The following is a 21,472-nucleotide window of genomic DNA, read 5'->3' as shown; positions in this document are numbered from 1 at the left end:
CAGGCTTGATGCGACCCTGTGGGAGCGGGCTTGCCCGCGAATGGGCTGCAGAGCAGCCCCCTGCAATCGATCAGTGGCTCACTGCCTGAAAGCTACCTTTACGGCTAGCTTCATAGGTGGTCTTGTCCATCGGCTTGGCATCGGGGTTACCCAGGTCTTCCATCGCCAGGCGATGGGTTTCCGGGGCAATGTACGCTGCCAGGGCGCACACGCAGGTGATGAAGAACGCCAGCCCACCAACCACCAGCGGGATGTTGTCCGAGCCGGGCGGGGCAACCAGGGCGAACAGCGCCGGCAGCATGGCGGTCAGCATGGTGCCGATGTTCTGCGCGATGGCCATGGCCGAAACGCGGTAGCGGGTGTGGAACAGTTCTGGGTAGAAGCTGGGGAACACCGCGTTGTAGCCCTGGTACACCATGCCCCACATGACGATCGACGAGGCGAACGCCAGCGGTACGTTCTGGATGCTGATCGCATACAGGTAGAGGAACGCCAGCAGGCCCGAGCCCAGGCAACCGGCGATCATGGTCGGGCGACGGCCGATCTTGTCGGACAGGTTGCCGACAAACGGAATCACCAGCACCGCAACGATGTTGCCGACTACCGGAATCCACAGGTACACGCTCTTGTCGAAGCCGATGCCATAGGCCGGCTGTACCGCGTAGGCCGCACCGAAGATGGTGGCCACCACCGGGATCACGTTCATCAGCGCCATGAACATCACCAGCACCATGTGCCTCCAGCTGTGGCGGAAGGCTTCGCTGATCGGCGACTTGGCGACTTTGTCCTGCTTCTCTTCCTTCACGAACGCCGGGGTTTCGTGCACTTCCTTACGGATGATGAAGCCGGCAATCAGCACGATGGCGCTCATCAGGAATGGAATGCGCCAGCCCCAGTCGTTGAAGGCTTCGCTGGGCATGAAGTAGGCCAGTGGCAGGAACACGGCTGCCGCCAGCACCTGGCCAGCCTGTACGCCTTGCAGGGTGAAGCTGGCGTAGTAGCCCCGTCGACCGAATGGCGCATGTTCCATGATCATCGAACTGGCACCGGAAATTTCACCGGCCACGGCAAAGCCCTGGATCAGGCGCAGCACCACCAGCAGGGCCGGGGCGAGCAGGCCGATGTCGTGGTAGGTGGGCAGCAGGCCCACGGCCATGGTCGACAGGCCCATCAGGAACATGCACAGCAACAGTACGTTCTTGCGGCCGCGGGTGTCACCCCAGTGGCCCAGCACGAAGGCGCCGAACGGGCGCGCCAGGTAACCCACGCCGTAGGTGGCCAGCGAGGCAATGATGGCCATTTTCGGGTCGGTGTTAGGGAAGAAGATCTGCGGGAAAATCAGCGCAGCGGCCTGGGCGTAGATGAAGAAGTCGTAGTACTCGAGTGCCGAGCCTATCCATCCACTGGCGGTCGCTTTCTTGGCTTGAGAGCTGGAGTGAGCCATCGTTGTCTCCGTTGTTATTGTTGTTAGCGCAGGTTCCGCCGGAGGTTAGCCAAGGCAGGAGGCAGTGGTCGGTGTGCCTGCGTCTGTGGTTCATGTTGACCACGGGCCAGCGGACTGGCAATTCGCTAAAACGGGTATTGTGCGATAATCGAACGCAAAACTAACCATTCCGTACAAAGAGATTGAAGCGACGACTCTACCTGCGAATAATCGATCGTGCCATAAACTGTGACAGTGTTTTTTACCTGTCTGGCACCGTCTCCCTCTAACAACAAGGAACTCCCGCCATGCAGCGTTCGATCGCTACCGTGTCCTTGAGCGGCACCCTGCCGGAAAAGCTCGAAGCCATCGCCGCCGCCGGTTTTGACGGCGTCGAGATCTTCGAAAACGACCTGCTCTATTACGCTGGCAGCCCGCGCCAGGTGCGGCAGATGTGCGCCGACCTGGGTATTGCCATCACCCTGTTCCAGCCGTTCCGCGACTTTGAAGGCTGCCGCCGCGACCGCCTGCAGAAAAACCTCGACCGCGCCGAGCGCAAGTTCGACCTGATGCAGGAACTGGGTACCGACCTGGTGCTGGTTTGCAGCAACGTCCAGGCCGATGCCCTGAGCGAAGAACAGTTGTTGGTCGACGACTTGCGCCTGCTGGCCGAGCACGCCGGCAAACGCGGCCTGCGCATTGGCTACGAAGCCCTGGCCTGGGGCCGCCACGTCAATACCTACCAGCAAGTCTGGAACCTGGTGCGCCAGGCTGACCACCCGGCCCTCGGGGTGATCCTCGACAGCTTCCACACCCTGTCGCTCAAGGGCGACCCGAGCGCGATCCGCGATATCCCCGGCGACAAGATCTTCTTCGTGCAAATGGCCGATGCGCCGATCCTGGCCATGGATGTGCTGGAGTGGAGCCGCCACTTCCGTTGCTTCCCGGGGCAGGGCGAGATGGACATGGCCGGTTTCCTGGCGCCAATCCTCGCCACCGGCTACCGCGGGCCGCTGTCGCTGGAAATCTTCAACGACGGCTTCCGCGCTGCACCGCCCCGGCAGAATGCCGCCGACGGCCTGCGTTCGCTGCTGTACCTCGAGGAGCAGACTCGCCTGCGCCTGGAGCAGGAAGGCACGCCGATCGAACCCGGTGTGCTGTTCACCCCACCGGCGGCCAGTGCCTATGACGGTGTGGAGTTCCTCGAATTCGCGGTCGACGAGGCCGTTGGCGCGCGCCTGGGTAGCTGGCTGAAGCGCCTGGGCTTTGCCGAAGCCGGCAAGCACCGCAGCAAAGCGGTGCAACTGCTGCGCCAGGGCGATATCAACATTGTGCTGAACGCCGAACCCTATTCCTTCGGCCACAACTTCTTCGAGGCCCACGGGCCGTCGCTGTGCGCCACCGCGCTGCGGGTCAAGGACCAGCAAGCTGCCCTGAAGCGTGCCACCGCCTACCGTGGCCAGCCGTTCCGCGGCCTGGTCGGGCCTAACGAGTGTGAAGTGCCGGCGGTACGAGCGCCGGATGGCAGCCTGCTGTATCTGGTGGAGCAGGGCACGGCTGGCCAGACCCTGTACGACACCGACTTCAGCCTGGACAAGAGCGCCACGGCCACCGGCGGCCTGCGCCGCATCGACCACATGGCCCTGGCCCTGCCAGCCGAGTCGCTGGACAGCTGGGTGCTGTTCTACAAGAGCCTGTTCGATTTCGCTGCCGATGACGAAGTGGTGCTGCCGGACCCTTACGGGCTGGTCAAGAGCCGCGCCCTGCGCAGCCAGTGCGGCACCTTGCGCCTGCCGTTGAACATTTCGGAAAACCGCAATACCGCCATCGCCCATGCGCTGTCCAGTTACCGTGGTTCGGGGGTGCACCACATTGCCTTCGATTGCGACGACATCTTCCGCGAAGTGGCGCGGGCCAAACTGGCTGGCGTACCGCTGCTGGAGATCCCGCTGAACTACTACGACGACCTGGCGGCGCGTTTCGATTTCGACGACGAGTTCCTCAGCGAACTGGCCTACTACAACGTGCTGTACGACCGCGATGCCCAGGGTGGCGAGCTGTTCCACGTGTACACCGAGCCGTTCGAAGAGCGTTTCTTCTTCGAAATCATCCAGCGCAAGGGTGGTTATGCCGGTTACGGTGCAGCCAACGTCGCGGTGCGCCTGGCGGCCATGGCCAAGGCCCGCAGCGGGGCGGTGCGCAAGCCGGTCCTCTGACCCTGGCGCGGTCCCTGTAGGAGCGGCCTTGTGTCGCGATGGGCCGCAAGGCCGCTCCTACGACCGCGTATGCTTCAAGGGCGCTCGGCCACCAACAGCAGCGACTGCGGCAGCGCACTCTGCGGGTGCTGTGGCTCCTGCAAACCGACCAGCCGCAACCCCGCCATGTCCAGCGCGTTCAGCCAGCTGGCCAGGGTGCGGAAGTACCAAGGCATCACGTGCCAATCCCCGGCGAGCCCGGCAAACGACTCCTCCCGCCAGCCATCCTGGTAATTCCCATCCGCCACACTCCATGGGTGCAGGGTCTGGATCACCAGCGCACCGCCTGGCACCAGCAACGCATTCATCGCCGCCAGCAGCGGGATGATGTCCTGCTGCAACAGGGCGAAGTTGGCACAGACCAGGTCATAGTCCTGGCCAACATAGGCCTGCGCATCGACCAGCTGTGCATAGCTGGCCAGGTGCACCTCGGCGGAACCCGCAGCGCGCGCGGCATCCACCAGCGCCCGGTCACCATCCACACCTACTGCTTCGACACCACGGTCGCCCAGCGCCCGCAACAGCCAGCCTTCACCACAGCCCAGGTCGAGCACGCGTTCGGGTTGGCGACCAAGAATGGCCAGCAGGATGGCCTGGTCGGTGACCTGGCGGCGGCTCTCGATGGCGCCACTGCGCACCGCATCGATCCAGGCCTGGGCGTTGTGCTGCCAGCTATCGAGCAAGGTATCTTCAGGGTTGCGCATGGTCATCTCCGTTGTGGTCGATTCCACCAGCGGCCGCCAGAGCGATCAGCTGGCCGCAGCGCGCTGTCGCTTGACCCGGTACATATCGCCATCAGCATGGCGCAGCAGCATGTCGGCGTCGCTGCCGTCCTCGGGGAAACAGGCCACGCCAATGCTGCAGGAAGGCGCGTCGATGCCCGCAAACTCGGCGCCGAGTGGCTCGGCCATGGCTGCCAGGATACGTGCCACCTGCTCGGCAATGGTCTCTGGCGATGCGTAGTCGGTCAGTAGCACGGTGAACTCGTCACCGCCCATTCGGGCTACTGTATCGGTCGCACTCACACAGCCTTCCAGGCGCCGTGCCAAGGTGCACAGCACCCGGTCACCCACGCTGTGCCCATGGTTATCGTTGATGTCCTTGAAGTCATTGATATCGATGAACAGCAACGCCAGCGGGTGGTTGTGGCGCCGGGCCGCGGCAAGGGCGGTGTCAAGCCGCTCGTTGAACATGGCCCGGTTGGCCAGGCGGGTGAGGGGGTCATGGTGGGCCAGGAAGCGCAGTTCGTCCTCGGCCTGGCGTTGGGCGGTGATATCCCGCGCCACACCGATGCGGGCATCGGCCTCGTCGGACCAGCAGGCCGCCCACAGGATATGCACGATACCGCCATCCTTGCGGATGTAGCGGTTGCGGAAGTCGTAATGGGGATGGCCGCTCATCACCCGGACGATCGATGCACGCGTGATCGCCAGGTCGTCAGGGTGCATATAGTCGGTGATCGGGGTGCCGATCAGTTCGCAGGCCTGGTAACCCAGCAGCGCCTCGCAGGCATCGCTGACGAAAACGATCTGGTTGTCCCTGTCGACCACGAACACCGTGTCCAGCATCAGGTGGATCAGCCTGGGGTATAACGCTTGCAGGTCGACGGGCATAGGTCAGGGCGTCCGCGGCGGGGTCACCGATCATAGCCTGAAATGGAACAAAATGCGGTAGGCGCCGCTGTGGGAGCGGGCCGATAGTCAGTTGCTCACCACCAGTTCCGGTCCAAGGTAATCGTTGATCTGCTGGATATCGTCATCCCCCAGGCTACCCACCGACGACGCCAGGCGCAGCCGCGACATCAGGTAGTTCAACTTCGCCTCGAACAGGTCGTGGCGGGCGTCATACAGCAACTCTTCGGCATTGAGCACATCGGAGTTGGTGCTGGTGCCGCCTTCCTTGAAGCCCTTGCGGGCCGAAAGCAGCGAGCGTTCGTTGGACGCCACAGCCTTTTCCAGCGCCTGAATGCGCAAGGCGCCACTCTGCACGCCGCGGTACTCGCGAGTGGTGCCGGAAATCACTTCCTGGCGCGTGGCGTCCAGTTCATCCAGGGCCTTGGAACTGTTGGCACTGGCCTGGCGGGTGAGGGCACTGGTACCGCCACCGCTGTACAGCGGAATGTTCAGCTCCAGCCCGATCGAGCTGTAGTGGTTGCGCTGGTTCAGTTCGGAAATCGACTGGCTGCTGCCAGCGGTATAGCCCGCCACGAAATCCAGGGTCGGCCAGTGCCCGGCGCGGGCGCGCTTCACTTCTTCTTCGGCCAGCTCGTAGCTGTGCCGGCGCGCATGAATCAACGGGCTGTCGGCCTGGGCCTTGACCAGCCAGTCCTGCAGGTTGCCCGGTATCAGGGGCGGTGTGTTGAAGCCTGGCTGCAAGGTGGTCAGCGACTGCGGGGTTTCACCGATGTATTCCTCCAGCTTGCGGCGGGCGTTGACCAGGTTGTCCTGGGCCTCGATCAGGTCAGCCTCGGCCAGGTCGCGGCGGGCCACCGACTCGTCGATGTCGGTGATGGTGCCGGCACCCAGCTCCATGCGCCGCTTCGCCGACGCCAGCTGCTCTTCGAAGGCATTCAGCTTGGCCTTGGCCAGGGTGATGGTTTCGCTGGCCAGCAGCACGTCGAAGTAAGCGTCGGCCAGGCGCACCGCAGCGTCCTGGCTCTTGGCGTCGAACACTGCCACGCTGTAGTCGGCACGTTGCTGGCCCTGACGGTATTCGGCCATCTTCTGCTTGTTGAACAGCGGTTGGCGCAAACGCACGTTGGCGCCCTTGGAGTCATAGTCCAGGTCGCTGTCCCGGCCACTCTGCCGCTGGCTGCCATTGACCTTGTTGAAGTAGCCAGCCGCGTTGATCTGCGGTAGCAGGCCGGCCTGGCCGATGGCGCGGTTCTCGCTGCCGGCTTCTTTCTCGTGCACCGCGGCGCGGTAGATCGGGCCCTGGTACTGCAGCAGGTCCCAGGCTTGTTTCAGGTCCATGGCACTGGTCTGTGCGGACAACCCCAACAGGCAAAGCATCAGGCACCGGTGATTCATTCACTGCTCCTTGAACGAGGCGTCCACGCGTTCGAGCATCGGTTTTAGCAGGTAGCTTAGCAGGTTGCGCTCGCCGGTCTTGATGGTGACGGTGGCCGGCATGCCGGGGCGGATGTGATTGCTGCCCAGCAGGCCCATGCCGTCCTGCGTCACCTCAACCTGGGCCAGGTAGTACGGCTGTTTGCTTTCTTCGTCCATCAGGCGGTCGGCGGAGATGGTCTTGACCCGCCCTGGGATGTTCGGCGTCTTCGCATGGTTGAAGGCCGGGAAGGCGAGGTCCACGTCCAGGCCCGGGACCATCTTGTCGATGGCCTGTACCGGGATCATCGCGTCGACCTGCAGCGGCTGGTCGAGCGGCACCACCTCCATGATCTTGACCCCAGGCTGGATGATGCCGCCGACCGTGGCAATGCTCAGGGCCTGGACCATGCCGTCGATCGGCGAGCGGATCACCGTGTGGGTCACTTCGTAGTCCAGCGCGCGCAGGCGGTCGGCCAGGGTGGTGTTCTCCTTGGCGGTATCGGTCAGTTGCGACTCCACTTCCTTCAGGTAGTCGTGCTGGCGTTGCAGCATGCGCAGCTTGATCTCGGTGGCCTGGCTGCGCGTGCGGGCAATGTTGTTGAGGTTTTCCGCCTGGCCGGCGGACAGGTCGGCATTGTTGCGCTCCAGCTCCAGCAGGCGGTTGCGTGGCACGTAGCCTTCGGCGGCCAGCACGCGGGTGCCTTGCAGTTCCTGGTTGAGGAAGCCAATCTGCGAGGCACGGGCGCCGTACACCTGCTGCAGGCCCTTGAGCTGTACCGCAGTGGCGGCGAGGTTTTCCTCGAGGATGCTCAGTTCACCGGCAAGGCCCGCGCGGCGGGTGTCCAGCAGGCGTTGTTGCAGGTCCATGGCTGCCAGCAGGCGCGGGTCGTTGCCGTAGTGCTTGAGCAGGGCTGGGTCGAAGGTGACCGTGTCGCGGCCATCGCGCTCGGCTTCCAGGCGGTTTTCCACGGTCTTGCTGACGATGTACTGGGCACTGACTGCGCCCTGTTCGGCCACTGCGCGCAGGGCGTCGAGGCGTACCACCTCCTGGCCTTTCTTCACCATATCGCCTTCGCGCACCAGGATTGCCTCGACCGTGCCGCCGGTCAGGTGCTGTACGGCCTTGCGGTTGCTGGTGACCTTGACCGTGCCGGTGGCGACCACCCCGGCATCCAGTGGCGCCAGGCACGACCACAGCAGGAAGCCGCCAAAGCCGGCGATGACCATCCATACGCCCCAGCGTGCCGGCCGGCCCATGTCCAGGTCGATCCCGTTGCGGGCCTCGGCGGGAATCAATTCGGTGTGTTGGGTCATCTGCATGATCGATCACTCCCGTGCTTTTACCGAAGCCAGCGGCGCAGCGGTTGCCGCCGGGATCACGCTGGCCTTGCGCAGCGCCGCGAACACTTCGTCGCGGCTGCCGAGCATGTGTACAGCGCCGTCACGCAGCATCAGCACCTTGTCGACCGCACACAGCACATTGGGCCGGTGGGAAATCAGGATTACCGTGGCACCGCGCGCCTTGAGTTCGGCCAGCGCATCGACCAGGGCCTTTTCGCCAACGTCATCGAGGTTGGCGTTGGGCTCGTCCAGCACTACCAGGTTCGGCTCGCCATACAGCGCACGGGCCAGGGCAATGCGTTGCTTCTGGCCACCGGACAGCGGGCTGCCGTCGGCGGCCAGACGAGTGTCGTAGCCCTGCGGGAAGCGCAGGATCATGTCGTGCACGCCGCTGCTGCGGGCAGCGCGGATCACCGCCTCGCTGTCCACTTCTGCGAAGCGTGCGATGTTCTCGGCGATGGTGCCCTCGAACAACTCCACGTCCTGCGGCAGGTAGCCGATCCACGGCCCCAGTTCGGCTTTGTTCCAGGTGAAGATATCGGCACCGTCCAGGCGCACCTTGCCGGCCTGGGTCGGCCACACGCCTACCAGCAGGCGGGCGAGGGTGGACTTGCCGGAGGCCGAAGGGCCGATGATGCCCAGGCTTTCACCCGGGACCAGGCTGAAGCTGACGCCGCGCACGATGTTGTTGCTGGTGCCGGGGGCGCCGGCGATCACGTTTTCCACGGCCAGCATGCCCAGTGGCCGCTGTAGCGACATGCTCGGTGGCCGCTGCGGGTAGTCGTGCAGCAGGTCGTTGAGCCGGCCCCAGGCGGAACGGCAGCCCAGCAGTTGCTTCCACGCGGCGATCACCTGCTCTACCGGGGCCAGGGCGCGGCCGGTGAGGATCGAGCAGGCGATCATCATGCCGGGGGTGATCTTGCCTTCGATTGCCAACAGTGCGCCGGCGCCAAGGATTACCGACTGCAAGGTAATGCGCACGAAGCGCCCGGTGCTGCTGATCAGCGCGGCGCGGTCGGAGGCCAGGGTCTGCATCTGCAGGATGCGCAAGTGGCCCTGGTACCAGCGCTTGCCGATCGCCGGCAGCATGCCCATGGCTTCGATCACTTCGGCGTTGCGCAGGTTGTTGTTGGCGTAGCTGGCCGACGACATGGCCGCCTGGTTGGCTTCGGCCAAGGGTTTTTGCGTGGCCTTTTCGGTGAGGTAGGCCAGGCCCACCAGAATCAGCGAGCCGATCAGCGTGACCAGCCCCAGCAGTGGGTGGATCAGGTAGCTGACCAGCAGGTAGATCGGCGTCCAGGGGGCATCGAAGAAGGCGAACAGGCCGTTGCCGGTCAGAAACTGCCGCACCTGCGCGAGGTCCTGCAGGGCCTGGGCCGGGTTGCCGCCGGCGCGGCTCAGGTTGCGCTCGAAGGCGGCGCTGAAGATGCGTCGGTTGAGGTCCATGTCGAGGAAGTTGCCTACCCGGATCAGCACGCGGGTGCGGACCATCTCCAGGGCTGACATCAGCATGAACAAACCGATCACCAGCAGGGTGAGCATGCTCAGGGTGGTGACGTTGCGGCTGACAAGAGCGCGGTCGTACACCTGCAACATATAAATTGCTGGCGTCAACATCATGACGTTTATGACACCGCTGAAGGCGGCCAAGGCAAAAAAGCTACGGCGCAGGCGGAACAGCACGTCGGCCAGCTCGGAACGAGTGCGTGGTGGCTTGTGCATCGGGGCCTCCCTTTTATCGCAAATCGGGAAGCCCTTGCGGCGCCCCGTACAGCGGTAGTCGTGGCTTCTGGCTGGCTCGCAGGCGGATCGCTCTTATGGCGAATGGTCCAAAACGCTGCGTAGCTCCCACATGCTGGAGCGTAGGTTGCAGCGACATGGACGGTAATATCGTTTCGCTCTATCGGGTCTTTGAAGTTTTCATAAGTGCCAATAAAACAGCTATTTGCAACGCATTATCATCGTGTGGTGTTTTTTTCGACGAAATATTGACAAGCTTTTCGCCTGCGACTTTAGTCTGATGTATTCGGACCCTGTGCGAGCTGGGGTCGATGCATGTGCGTTACAGCTGTATCGCATGCTTAACAACGCCCCCGGACAGTGGGTGCCGGCTTGCGAATGAGAAGGCCAGTGGGGCCGGCACAAGCGTGTTGTGCGCCCTGCGCCTGGAACACAGAACCAGTATCTGCGCACGTCAATACTGACTGGGCGCGGGAAGGACCCTGTTGCCCTGTGTCATCTCCCGACAGATCGAGGGCAATTTGAAATGGCCAATTTCAGCAAGTCGGACCTTGAATTCATCCTGCAACAGATTTTCATCGCCGAAGCCCACGCCGATGGCGCGAACCTGATCGACCTGCTGCCCAACAGCCAGGTACCGTTCGGTTTGCGCACCGTGGACGGCAGCTACAACAACCTGGTGACCGGGCAGAGTGAATTCGGTGCCTCCGACAACTCGTTCCTGCGCCTGCTCAGCCCCTCCTTCAGCGGCGATTATGCGGGCACCGGCACGGTCACCGATTCGCAACCACGCACCATCAGCAACCTGATAGTCGATCAGACGGCGAACAACCCGGCTGCGGTGGAGGCCAATGGCGGTGCTGCTCCGGTGATCAGCCCCGGCATCGATGGGGTGTTCGGCACCGCTGACGACACGCAAGTGTTCTTCATCCCCAACGTGTCGCCCGACGCCGGCCTGACCGCCGGCTTCAACGCCTGGATGACATTCTTCGGCCAGTTCTTCGACCACGGTCTGGACCTGGTCACCAAGAGCAGCACCGACTTCGTGTTCATCCCGCTGCAGCCGGACGACCCGCTGTTCGACCCCAACAGCCCGACCAACTTCATGGTGCTGCCGCGCGCCGTGCGTACCGCTGGCGCCGATGGCGTGGTGGGCACCGCCGACGATGGTCAGACCAACACCACTTCGCCGTTCGTCGACCAGAGCCAGACCTACAGCTCGCACCCCTCGCACCAGGTGTTCCTGCGTGAATACACGCTCAACGCCGCAGGCGACCCGGTAGCCACCGGACGGCTGATCACCAACCGTGACCTGGGCCCCGATGGCCGCTTTGGCACCGCTGACGATGGCAGTGGCGAAAGCGGTGGCATGGCCACCTGGGCAGTGGTCAAGGCCCAGGCCCGCGACCTGCTCGGCATCAACCTGACCGACGCCGACGTGCACAGCGTGCCACTGCTGGCCACCGACCCCTACGGCAACTTCGTGCGCGGGCCCAACGGCATGCCGCAGGTGGTGATGCGCGTGAGCAATGGTGCCGACGGCATCGCCGGTACCGCCGACGACGTCACCACGCTGGTCGAAGGCAACCGCGACGCGCCCATCAGCTTGGCCAATGCCGTGAGCAGCGGGCATGGCTTCCTTGACGACATCGCCCACAACGCCGCGCCGGTGATCGTGAATGGTGTGCTGCAGGCCGACGCCGATACTGCCGTCGGTAACGCGCAGCCGGTGGGGCCAGGTGGCAACAACCTTACCTACGACAACGAACTGCTCGACGCCCACTACATTGCAGGCGACGGCCGGGTCAACGAGAACATCGGCCTGACCGCCGTGCACCACGTTTTCCATTCCGAGCACAACCGCCTGGTGCAGCAGACCAAGGACACCCTGCTGGCCTCCGGTGACCTGGCGTTCCTCAACCAGTGGCTGATCGATGATGTCGCTGCCATCCCCACCACGCCCGCTGAAATCGCCGCGCTGGTATGGGACGGCGAGCGGCTGTTCCAGGCCGCCAAGTTCGGCACCGAAATGCAGTATCAGCACCTGGTGTTCGAAGAGTTCGCCCGCACCATCCAGCCGCAGATCGACGAGTTCCTGGCCCCCAATGGCTACGACACCTCGATCAACCCGGCCATCCTCGCCGAGTTCGCCCACGTGGTGTATCGGTTCGGCCACTCGATGCTGACCGAAACCGTCGACCGCTTCGACCCGGCGTTCAACCCGGTGTCAGCCGACCCGAACAACCCCGATCAGCAGCTTGGCCTGATCGCCGCCTTCCTCAACCCGCTGGCATTCGCCGGCAGTGGCGCAACCGCTGATGAAGCGGCCGGCGCGATCATCCGCGGCGTCACCCGCCAGCTGGGCAACGAAATCGACGAGTTCGTCACCGAAGCCCTGCGCAACAACCTGCTTGGCCTGCCGCTCGACCTGCCGGCGCTGAACATCGCCCGTGGCCGCGACACCGGCATCCCCACCCTGAATGAGGCACGCCGCGAGTTCTATGCTGCAACCGGCGACAGCCAGCTCAAGCCGTACATCAGCTGGGTCGATTTCGGCGACCACCTCAAGCACCCGGCGTCGCTGATCAACTTCATCGCCGCCTACGGCACCCACGCCAGCATCACCGGGGCAACCACCCTGGCCGATAAACGCGCCGCGGCCGTGGCGCTGGTGCTTGGCGGTGCCGGCGCGCCAGCGGACCGCCTGGACTTCCTCAACGGCACCGGTGCCTATGCCAACGTGACATTGGCCGGCGCGGACGGTATCGCCGGCACCGCCGACGATATCAGTGGGGTGACCGTTACCGGCGTCGATGACATCGACTTCTGGGTCGGTGGCCTGGCCGAGAAGAAAATGCCATTCGGCGGCATGCTCGGTTCCAGCTTCAACTTCGTCTTCGAAACCCAGCTGGAAGCCCTGCAGAACGGCGACCGGTTCTACTACCTGTCGCGTACCGCGGGCATGAACTTCGGCACCGAACTGGAGAACAACTCCTTCGCCAAGCTGATCATGGCCAACTCGGATGTGACTCACCTGTCCAACACTGTGTTCCTCACCCCAACCTTCACGCTCGAGGTGAACCAGGCCAACCAGTTCACCGGGCTGGGCGCCGATGGCCGGGCCGACCCGACCGGCGGGATCATGATCAACGGCGTGGAGATCGTACCGCTGGTGATCCGCGACAATCCCGATACCGTGGGCAGCGACACCAACTACCTGCACTACACCGGTGAAGACCATGTGGTACTGGGCGGCACCTCCGGCAACGACATCATCATCTCCGGCGAAGGCGACGATACTGTCTACGGCGACGCCGGTAACGACACGCTTGAAGGTGGCGCCGGTAACGATGCGGTACTGGGTGGCGCAGGTGACGACATCATCACCGACTCGTTCGGTGACAACCGTCTGGAAGGCAACGACGGCAACGACGTGATCGTCGCCGGCAGCATGCTGGCGGCCGGCAACCTGATCCTGGGTGGCAACGGCCAGGACTTCATCGTCACCACCGAAGACATCACCACCACCTTTGGCGGCCAGGGTGATGACTTCATCCTCGGCGCCAAGACCAACCTGCCACCTACCGGCAACGAGGGTGACGACTGGATCGAGAAGGGCACCCAGGACGGTGCGCCCGGCGACAACTTTGCGCCGCTGCTGGGTGATGAAGTGGTCGGCAACGACATCTTCGTCGGTGGCGGTGGCTTCGACGAAATGATCGGGGAGGGCGGCGACGACATCTTCGTCGGCAGTGACGCCCAGGACAAGATGGACGGCATGTCCGGTTTCGACTGGGTTACCAACAAGAATGACCAGGTTGGCGTCACCGTCGACCTGACCCTGGCCGCCCTGGCTCAGCCCCATGGCAACGCACCGAACCAGAACGCTGGCGTGTTCAACCCGGTCGGCGCCTCGCCGGCTTCCATCCTCGACCGCTTTGCCGAGGTCGAGGGCGTGTCCGGTTCGAACTTCGCCGACGTGCTCAAGGGCGACAACGTCGATGCCGTGACCATTGTCAACCATGGCGGTGCCACCGGCAGCGCCTTGACCAACGTCGCGTTGATCCGCGGCTTGCAACAGTTCCTGGCCGATGCCGGGTTGCCGACCACTGGCTTTGCCACCGGCAACATCATGCTCGGCGGCAATGGCAGCGACCTGATCGAAGGTCGCGGCGGCGATGACCTGATCGACGGCGACAAATGGCTCAACGTGCGCATCGCGGTGTATGCCGCCGATGACGTCAATCATACCGGCCCTGAAATCGCCAGCTTCGACAGCATGGTCGACATGATTCCGTTCATGCTCGACCGTACCTATAACCCTGGCCAGCTCAAGGCCGTGCGGGAAATCCTGCCCGGCACCTCGACGGGGGGCGCGGCGTTCGACACGGCTGTGTTCTCGGGGATTCAGAGCGAATACACGGTGACGCAGAACACCAAAGGTACGCTCGACACTTCCGATGATGTCTGGACGGTGACCGACAACGTGGCTGGCCGCGACGGCGTCGATACCCTGCTGCATATCGAGCGCTTGCAGTTCGCCGACAGCCAGCGGGTGCTGGTTGAGGGGCTGAATGCGCAGCCTACCGGCAGCCCGGCCATTACTGACGGCAACGGCGGTGCGATTACCGTGGGCGATGTCCTTACGGTAAACGTCGCCGGTGTGTTGGATGCCGACAACATCAGCGCCGGTAACCCCCAGGGTACGCTCGCCGACCGTTCGGTGTCGTACTACTGGCAGTTCGAGGCCACCCCGGGCAGTGGTGTGTTCGAGGACATCATCCTGCTGCCAGCCGGCGACCTGGCGTTCCAGAGCGCCGACGGCACCACATTCAAGGTGTCGCCAGACCTGGCCGGGCTAGCCCTGCGGGTCAAGGCGATCTACCAGGACGCCCACGGCACTACCGAAGTGCTGTTCTCCCAGCCCACCGCCGTGGTGCAGCCGGGCGCGCCTGTGGTAGTGACACCGGCCACGCCGGTGGTGGATGCCACTGCAGGCGGTGCCGGTCTGCACATGGTGCGCTCCGACCTCAACTTCATCCTCGACCAGATCAAGATCGCCGAGGCTGACGCCAACGGGGCAGACATCCTTTCGTTGCTGCCGAACATCCGTGCGCCGCTGGGCCTGCGGGCGGTGGATGGCTCGAACAACAACCTGATGAACCTCAATGGCATCAACAACACCGAGTTCGGTGCCAGCGACAATGTCTTCCCGCGCTTGACCGATCCGGTGTTCAACCCGGCCGAAGGTGCGCCTGCGGGCTTCTTCGGCCCTGGCTCGCCGGCCATTCCGGGCTCGTCGTACCAGCAGACCAGCGGCCCGGTGTTCGACTCGCAGCCGCGCACCATCAGCAACCTGGTCGTCGACCAGACCTCCAACAACCCGGCGGCCTATGCCACCGCGTATGATCCGGGTGCCGACGGCGTGCTCAACTTCGGCGCCGTTGGCAACGACGACGTGCTCAAGGACGGTGTGCGCATCGTCGCCAGCCCGGGCCTGGACGGCCAGTTCGGTACCGCTGACGACCACGACGTCTACCTGTTCGAGAACACCGCTGCCGATGCTGGCCTGTCCGCGCCGTTCAACGCCTGGATGACCTTCTTCGGGCAGTTCTTCGACCATGGCCTGGACCTGGTCACCAAAGGGGGCTCGGGCACCATCTACATCCCGCTGCAACCGGATGACCCGCTGTACGTGGAGGGCGGTTTCACCAACTTCATGGTGGTGACCCGTGCCACCAACCTGCCGGGGCCGGATGGCATCCTTGGTAACGCCGACGATATTCACGAGCACACCAACACCACCACGCCATTCGTGGACCAGAACCAGACCTACAGCTCGCATCCTTCGCACCAGGTGTTCCTGCGCTCTTATCTGATGACCGACGCTGGCCCGGTTGCCACTGGCCGGTTGATCACAAACCGTGACCTGGGTGCAGATGGCAAGTACGGTACCGCGGACGATACGGAAATCGGTGGCATGGCGACCTGGAAAGTGGTCAAGGCCCAGGCCCGTGACCTGCTTGGCATCAACCTGACCGATGCCGATGTCGACAACGTGCCGCTGCTGGCTACCGACGCCTACGGCAACTTCATCAAGGGGCCGAACGGCTTCCCGATGGTGGTGATGAAAGGGGCTGACGGCATTGCCGGCACTGCCGATGACGAGCAGATCGAGGGCAACCCGCTGGCGCCGATCGACCTGACCAACGCCGTACGCACCGGTCACCAGTTCCTTGCCGACATTGCCCACAATGCCGTGCCGGTGTTCAGTAATGGCGTGCTGGTACCTGATGCCGATACCGATGCGGGCAATGCCGTGCCGGTGAACCCGCAGACCGGTGCCAACCTGGCCTACGACAACGAGCTGCTCGATGCTCACTACATCGCCGGCGACGGCCGGGTCAACGAGAACATCGGCCTGACCGCCGTGCATGCGATATTCCACTCCGAGCACAACCGGCTGGTGGCACAGACCAAGGACACCGTGCTCGACTCGGGCGATCTGGCCTTCATCAACGAGTGGCTGCTCAACCCGCTGACCGCGCTGCCGGCCAATCAGGCCGAGATCGACGCGCTGGTGTGGAATGGTGAGCGCCTGTTCCAGGCGGCCAAGTTCGGTACCGAGATGCAGTATCAGCATTTGGTGTTCGAGGAGTTCGCCCGCACCGTGCAACCGCGGGTCGACCTGTTCTTCGCTCCGACCCAGGTGTATGACGTCGACCTCGATGCGTCGATCGTGGCCGAGTTCGCCCACACCGTGTACCGCTTCGGCCACTCGATGCTGACCGAGACTGTCGACCGCTTCAACGTCGACTTCACTGTCATCGGCGACCCGAACAGTGCCAACCCCGACCAGCAACTGGGCCTGATCGCGGCGTTCCTCAACCCGCTGGCGTATGCCGCCAGTGGCGTTACCCCCGAGGATGCCACCAGCGCCATCGTGCGCGGGGTCACCCGCCAGGCCGGTAACGAAATCGACGAGTTCGTCACCGAGGCGCTGCGCAACAACCTGCTCGGCCTGCCGCTGGACCTGCCGGCGATCAACATCGCCCGTGGCCGCGACGTCGGTATCCCCTCGCTGAACGCCGTGCGCCGCGACATCTACGCGCAAACCGGCGATACCCAGCTCAAGCCGTACACCAGCTGGGTCGACCTGGTGCAGCACCTGAAGCATCCGGAGTCGCTGATCAACTTCATCGCCGCCTACGGCACTCACAGCACCATCACCGGCGCCACCACGTTGCTGGAAAAACGCGCGGCGGCCATGGCCTTGGTGTTCGGCGGTGACGGTGCGCCAGCCGATCGCCTGGACTTCCTCAACAGCACCGGGGCCTACGCCAACGTCACCCTGCCTGGCAAGGATGGCGTGCTCGGCACCGCCGATGACCTGAGGGCGGTTACCGTGACCGGGGTCGATGCCATCGACCTGTGGATCGGCGGCCTGGCTGAAGCGAAAACCCCGTTCGGTGGCATGCTTGGCACTACCTTCAACTTCGTGTTCGAGAATCAGATGGAGAAACTGCAGGATGGCGACCGCTTCTACTACCTGGAGCGCACCGCTGGCCTGTCGATGAACGCCGAGCTGGAAAGCAACTCGTTCGCCAAGCTGATCATGGCCAACACCTCGGCCACCCACCTGCCGGGCCTGGTGTTCTCCGACCCGGGCTTCTACCTGGAAGTAGACCAGAGCAAGCAGTTCAACGAAGGCCTGGGCAGCGCCGACCCACTGGGCGAAAATGGCGAGCAGGTGGTGTTCCGCGACAGCCCGCTGACGGCAGGCCCGGACACCAACTACATCCGCTATGCCGGTGCCGAGCACATCGTGCTGGGCGGCACTGATGGTGATGACATCCTGGTGTCCAGCGAGGGTGACGACACGGTCTGGGGCGATGGTGGCAACGACCGCATCGAGGGTGGCGACGGCAACGACCAACTGCGTGGTGGTACCGGCGACGACATCATCAGCGACATGGGTGGTGACGACAATATCCAGGGCGGCGACGGCAACGATGTGCTGCACGGCGGTAATGGCATCAACCTGATTATCGGTGGTTTCGGCAACGACTTCATCGTCACCGGTGAGGACGCTTCCGAGGCCATTGGCGGCCAGGGCAATGACTTTATCCTGGGCAGCAAGGCCAACGAGCAGGACATGGGTAACGAAGGCGACGACTGGATCGAGAAGGGCACCTCGGACGGTGCGCCTGGCGACAACTTCGACCCGCTCGGCAACGACCCGGTCATTGGCCACGACGTGTTCATCGGTGGCAACGAGAACGACAAGTTCAATGGTGAAGGCGGCGACGACATCATGGTCGGCAGCCTGGGCTTCGGTGACCGCTACATCGGTGGCTCCGGTTACGACTGGGCAACCTTCAAGGACCTGGCCCAGGGCGTGACCATCGACTACAGTGACCGCTTCTTCGATGTGCCGCCGGTACCTGGCTCGGGTGCGTCTGCGCTGGTGCGCTTCGACATCATGGAAGGCCTGTCGGGCTCGGCCCATGGCGACTTCCTGCGCGGTGACAACGAAAACGCCGCCAGCCTGCCGACCAATGGCGCCACGGGCAGCGTGTTGACCAACATCAGCCTGATCGACGGCCTGGCCGGCCTGCTGGCTGCCGGGGCGACGTTCTACGATGGTGGCAACATCATCCTCGGCGGCAGTGGCAGCGACCTGATCGAAGGCCGTGGCGGTGACGATATCCTCGACGGTGACAAGTGGCTGAACGTGCGCATCAGCGTGCGCGCCAACAGCGACGGCACCGGCCCGGAAATCGCCAGCTACGACAGCATGGAGCCGATGGTGCCGCTGATGCTCAATGGCACCTACAACCCGGGCCAGCTGGTGATCATCCGCGAAATCCTCAACGGCACCGACAGCTACGACACGGCGGTGTTCTCGGGGGTGTCCACCGACTACAGCGTGGTGGTCGATGGCAACTCGGTGATCGTCACCGACCTGGTGGCCGGGCGTGATGGTGTCGACCACCTGACCGGTATCGAGCGCCTGCAGTTCTCCGACAGCTCGCAGGCTTCCGGCGTGGGCACTGCCGTCAACGCCGGCCCAACGGGCCACCTGGCGATCCTCGACGCTGCCACTGGTCTGCGTAACGACACATCGGTCAGCGGCCAGCTGCTGCGGGTGAGCAACGTGGCGGTGCACGATGCCGACAACGTCGGCGCAGGCAATGCCAGCGGTGCCGTCAACGGCCCGATGGCCTACTACTGGCAGGTCGAGCGCCTGCCGGGCTCGGGGGTGTACGAAGACATCACCTTCGTCGCCGCCGGCGAGGTCTCGCGGGCGATCGGCAGCACCTACCGGGTGACCGATGATGTAGCAGGCCTGAACATCCGCGTACGCGGAGTGTACCAGGACACCAAGGGCACGCTGGAAATCGTCGATTCGTCGCCGAACAACGCGCCGACCGCCGGGCCGACCGTGACCGGGCTGCTGGTGCAGAACCAGACCCTTACCGCCAACACCGCAACCATCGTCGATGCCGACGGGCTGAGCAACCCGCAGTTCACCTTCCAGTGGCAGTCCAACCGGGGCCTGGGCTGGGTCAATATTGCCGGTGCCATCAGCAGCACCTTTGTCCTGACCCAGGAACAGGTGGGGCAGAACATGCGGGTGTTGGTGAGCTACGTGGATGACGTCGGCGTACATGAAAGCATCGCCTCCGACATCCTCGATCCGGTGGCCAACGTCAACGATGCGCCCACCGGTGCCGTGCTGATCAGCGACACCACGCCAGTTCAGGGGCAGACGCTGACGGCACTTACCGGCACTATTGCCGACCTGGACGGGCTGGGTACATTCAGCTTCCAGTGGCAGCAAGGTACGGGCGGCGTCTTCAGCGACATCATTGGTGCCACTGCGGCCACCTTCACCCCGGGCCTCGACCAGGGAGGCCAGCAATTGCAGGTGATCGTGCGCTACACCGACGCCTTCGGCGCGCAGGAGTCACTCACCTCGGCGGCGACTGCTGCAGTGCCAGGGTTGGCGCTGGTCGGCACCAATGGTGCCGATATCCTGATCGGCAGCGCGGGTAATGACGTGATCTCGGGCCTGGACGGTGCCGACCAGCTGTTCGGCGGGCTTGGCAACGACATCCTCAACGGCGGGCTTGGCGCGGATGCCATGACCGGCGGTGGTGGCAACGACACCTTCGTGGTCGACAACGTCGGCGACACGGTGAGCGAAGCGCTTAACGGCGGTGTCGACCTGGTGCAGACCAGCCTGGCCAGCTACACCCTGGGGGCCAACGTTGAAAACCTGACCTATACCGGGGGGGGCAACTTCATCGGTGGCGGTAATGCGCTGGACAACATCATTACCGGCGGCGCTGGCAACGACCTGCTCAATGGTGGGGCAGGTGCCGACCGCCTGGTGGGTGGCCTCGGTAACGACATCTACGTGGTTGACAACGTCGGAGATGGGCTGATCGAGGCCGCTGGGGGCGGTACGGATACTGTGCGTACCACGTTGGCCAGCTACCGCATGACCAGCAACATCGAAAACCTGACCTATACCGGGGTGGCTGACTTCAGCGGTACCGGTAACACGCTGGACAACATCATCACCGGTGGCGCTGGCAATGACCTGCTCAATGGCGGTGCGGGTGCCGACCGCCTGGTGGGGGGGCTCGGCAACGATATCTACATGGTGGATAACGCCGGGGATGGGCTGATCGAGACCGTGGTGGGCGGTACGGATACCGTGCGTACCACGCTAGACAGCTACCGCATGACCAGCAACATCGAGAACCTGACCTATACCGGAGGGGGCAACTTCAGCGGTACCGGTAACACGCTGGACAACATCATCACCGGCGGCGCTGGGAACGACTTGCTCAATGGCGGTGCGGGTGCCGACCGCCTGGTGGGGGGGCTCGGCAACGATATCTACATGGTGGATAATGCCGGGGATGGGCTGATCGAGACCGCTGGGGGCGGTACGGATACCGTGCGTACCACGTTAGCCAGCTACCGCATGACCAGCAACATCGAAAACCTGACCTATACCGGGGTGGGTAACTTCAGCGGTACCGGTAACACGCTGGACAACATCATCACCGGCGGCGCTGGCAACGATCTGCTCAACGGTGGTGCGGGTAACGACCAGCTGCTCGGTGGTGTCGGCAACGATACCTTGAACGGCGGTGACGACAACGATAGCCTCGATGGTGGTCGCGGTGACGACATCCTGAACGGTGGGGCAGGCAGCGACACGCTGTTCGGCGATATAGGCAACGACATCCTGTCGGGCGGCAGTGGCAATGACTTCATCAACGGTGCGGCTGGCAACGACACGGTAAACGGCGGCGCGGGTGATGACACCATGATGGCTACTGATGGCAATGATGTCTTCCAGTTCGCCGCCGGCTTCGGCAATGACCTGATCATCAACTTCGATAGCGATGCGACGGGTGGGCAGGACCTGCTGGATATCACTGCCTTCAACATCACCGCGGCCACCTTTGCCGCCAACGTTACCATCGCCGATGACGGCGCGGATACGCTGGTCAGCATCGGTGCTACCGACTCCATCCGCCTTGTGGGGGTGGCGGATGCAACCACTGTGACTGCAGCGGACTTCAACCTGGTAGGTTGAGGGCCTGAGGGGTACGCGCCAAGGGCCGCTTTGCGGCCCATTC

The 21,472-nt window shown here is 63.7% G+C and carries 8 protein-coding genes; 2 read left to right on the top strand and 6 right to left on the bottom strand.

Annotated features, from left to right (window positions below; translation table 11 throughout):
* Positions 1-70 precede the first annotated feature (70 nt).
* Positions 71-1,444, bottom strand: coding sequence for an MFS transporter (locus J5M71_RS20920; protein ID WP_207836217.1), 1,374 nt, complete (start codon positions 1,442-1,444; stop codon positions 71-73).
* Between the two features lie 287 nt (positions 1,445-1,731).
* Between J5M71_RS20920 and quiC the strand changes: the two genes are divergently transcribed.
* Entirely contained in the window at positions 1,732-3,639 is a 1,908-nt protein-coding gene (gene quiC / locus J5M71_RS20915; RefSeq protein WP_207836214.1) for a 3-dehydroshikimate dehydratase QuiC, read from the top strand.
* A gap of 74 nt (positions 3,640-3,713) precedes the next feature.
* On the opposite strand, the gene J5M71_RS20910 is transcribed toward quiC, so the two are convergent.
* From J5M71_RS20910 to J5M71_RS20890, 5 genes are all read right to left on the bottom strand, one after another.
* Positions 3,714-4,382 carry a class I SAM-dependent methyltransferase gene (locus J5M71_RS20910; RefSeq protein WP_207836211.1) on the bottom strand — a complete coding sequence of 223 codons (669 nt, stop codon included), beginning with the start codon at positions 4,380-4,382 and terminating at the stop codon, positions 3,714-3,716.
* Between the two features lie 45 nt (positions 4,383-4,427).
* Positions 4,428-5,291, bottom strand: a complete 864-nt coding sequence (locus J5M71_RS20905; RefSeq protein WP_207836207.1) for a sensor domain-containing diguanylate cyclase — start codon at positions 5,289-5,291, stop codon at positions 4,428-4,430.
* Positions 5,292-5,378: 87 nt separating this feature from the next.
* Positions 5,379-6,707, bottom strand: coding sequence for a TolC family outer membrane protein (locus J5M71_RS20900; protein WP_207836204.1), 1,329 nt, complete (start codon positions 6,705-6,707; stop codon positions 5,379-5,381).
* Entirely contained in the window at positions 6,708-8,048 is a 1,341-nt protein-coding gene (locus J5M71_RS20895; RefSeq protein ID WP_207836202.1) for an HlyD family type I secretion periplasmic adaptor subunit, read from the bottom strand.
* 6 nt (positions 8,049-8,054) lie between these two features.
* A complete protein-coding gene (locus J5M71_RS20890; protein WP_207836200.1) occupies positions 8,055-9,791 on the bottom strand; it encodes a type I secretion system permease/ATPase in 1,737 nt (578 codons plus the stop codon).
* A gap of 544 nt (positions 9,792-10,335) precedes the next feature.
* Between J5M71_RS20890 and J5M71_RS20885 the strand changes: the two genes are divergently transcribed.
* On the top strand, positions 10,336-21,429 hold the full coding sequence (locus tag J5M71_RS20885; RefSeq protein ID WP_207836196.1) for a peroxidase family protein: 11,094 nt from the start codon (positions 10,336-10,338) through the stop codon (positions 21,427-21,429).
* Positions 21,430-21,472 lie beyond the last annotated feature (43 nt).

It is taken from the genome of Pseudomonas sp. 43(2021) (assembly GCF_017490805.1).
Lineage (GTDB): Bacteria > Pseudomonadota > Gammaproteobacteria > Pseudomonadales > Pseudomonadaceae > Aquipseudomonas.
Note: the sequence above shows the minus strand (reverse complement) of the source record. Positions and strands in the feature narration are given on the sequence as shown.

Coding starts and splice junctions, on each gene's coding strand:
- J5M71_RS20920 (WP_207836217.1), bottom strand. CDS start 1,444: ATGGCTCACTCCAGCTCTCAAGCCAAGAAAGCGACCGCCAGTGGATGG.
- quiC (WP_207836214.1), top strand. CDS start 1,732: ATGCAGCGTTCGATCGCTACCGTGTCCTTGAGCGGCACCCTGCCGGAA.
- J5M71_RS20910 (WP_207836211.1), bottom strand. CDS start 4,382: ATGCGCAACCCTGAAGATACCTTGCTCGATAGCTGGCAGCACAACGCC.
- J5M71_RS20905 (WP_207836207.1), bottom strand. CDS start 5,291: ATGCCCGTCGACCTGCAAGCGTTATACCCCAGGCTGATCCACCTGATG.
- J5M71_RS20900 (WP_207836204.1), bottom strand. CDS start 6,707: ATGAATCACCGGTGCCTGATGCTTTGCCTGTTGGGGTTGTCCGCACAG.
- J5M71_RS20895 (WP_207836202.1), bottom strand. CDS start 8,048: ATGCAGATGACCCAACACACCGAATTGATTCCCGCCGAGGCCCGCAAC.
- J5M71_RS20890 (WP_207836200.1), bottom strand. CDS start 9,791: ATGCACAAGCCACCACGCACTCGTTCCGAGCTGGCCGACGTGCTGTTC.
- J5M71_RS20885 (WP_207836196.1), top strand. CDS start 10,336: ATGGCCAATTTCAGCAAGTCGGACCTTGAATTCATCCTGCAACAGATT.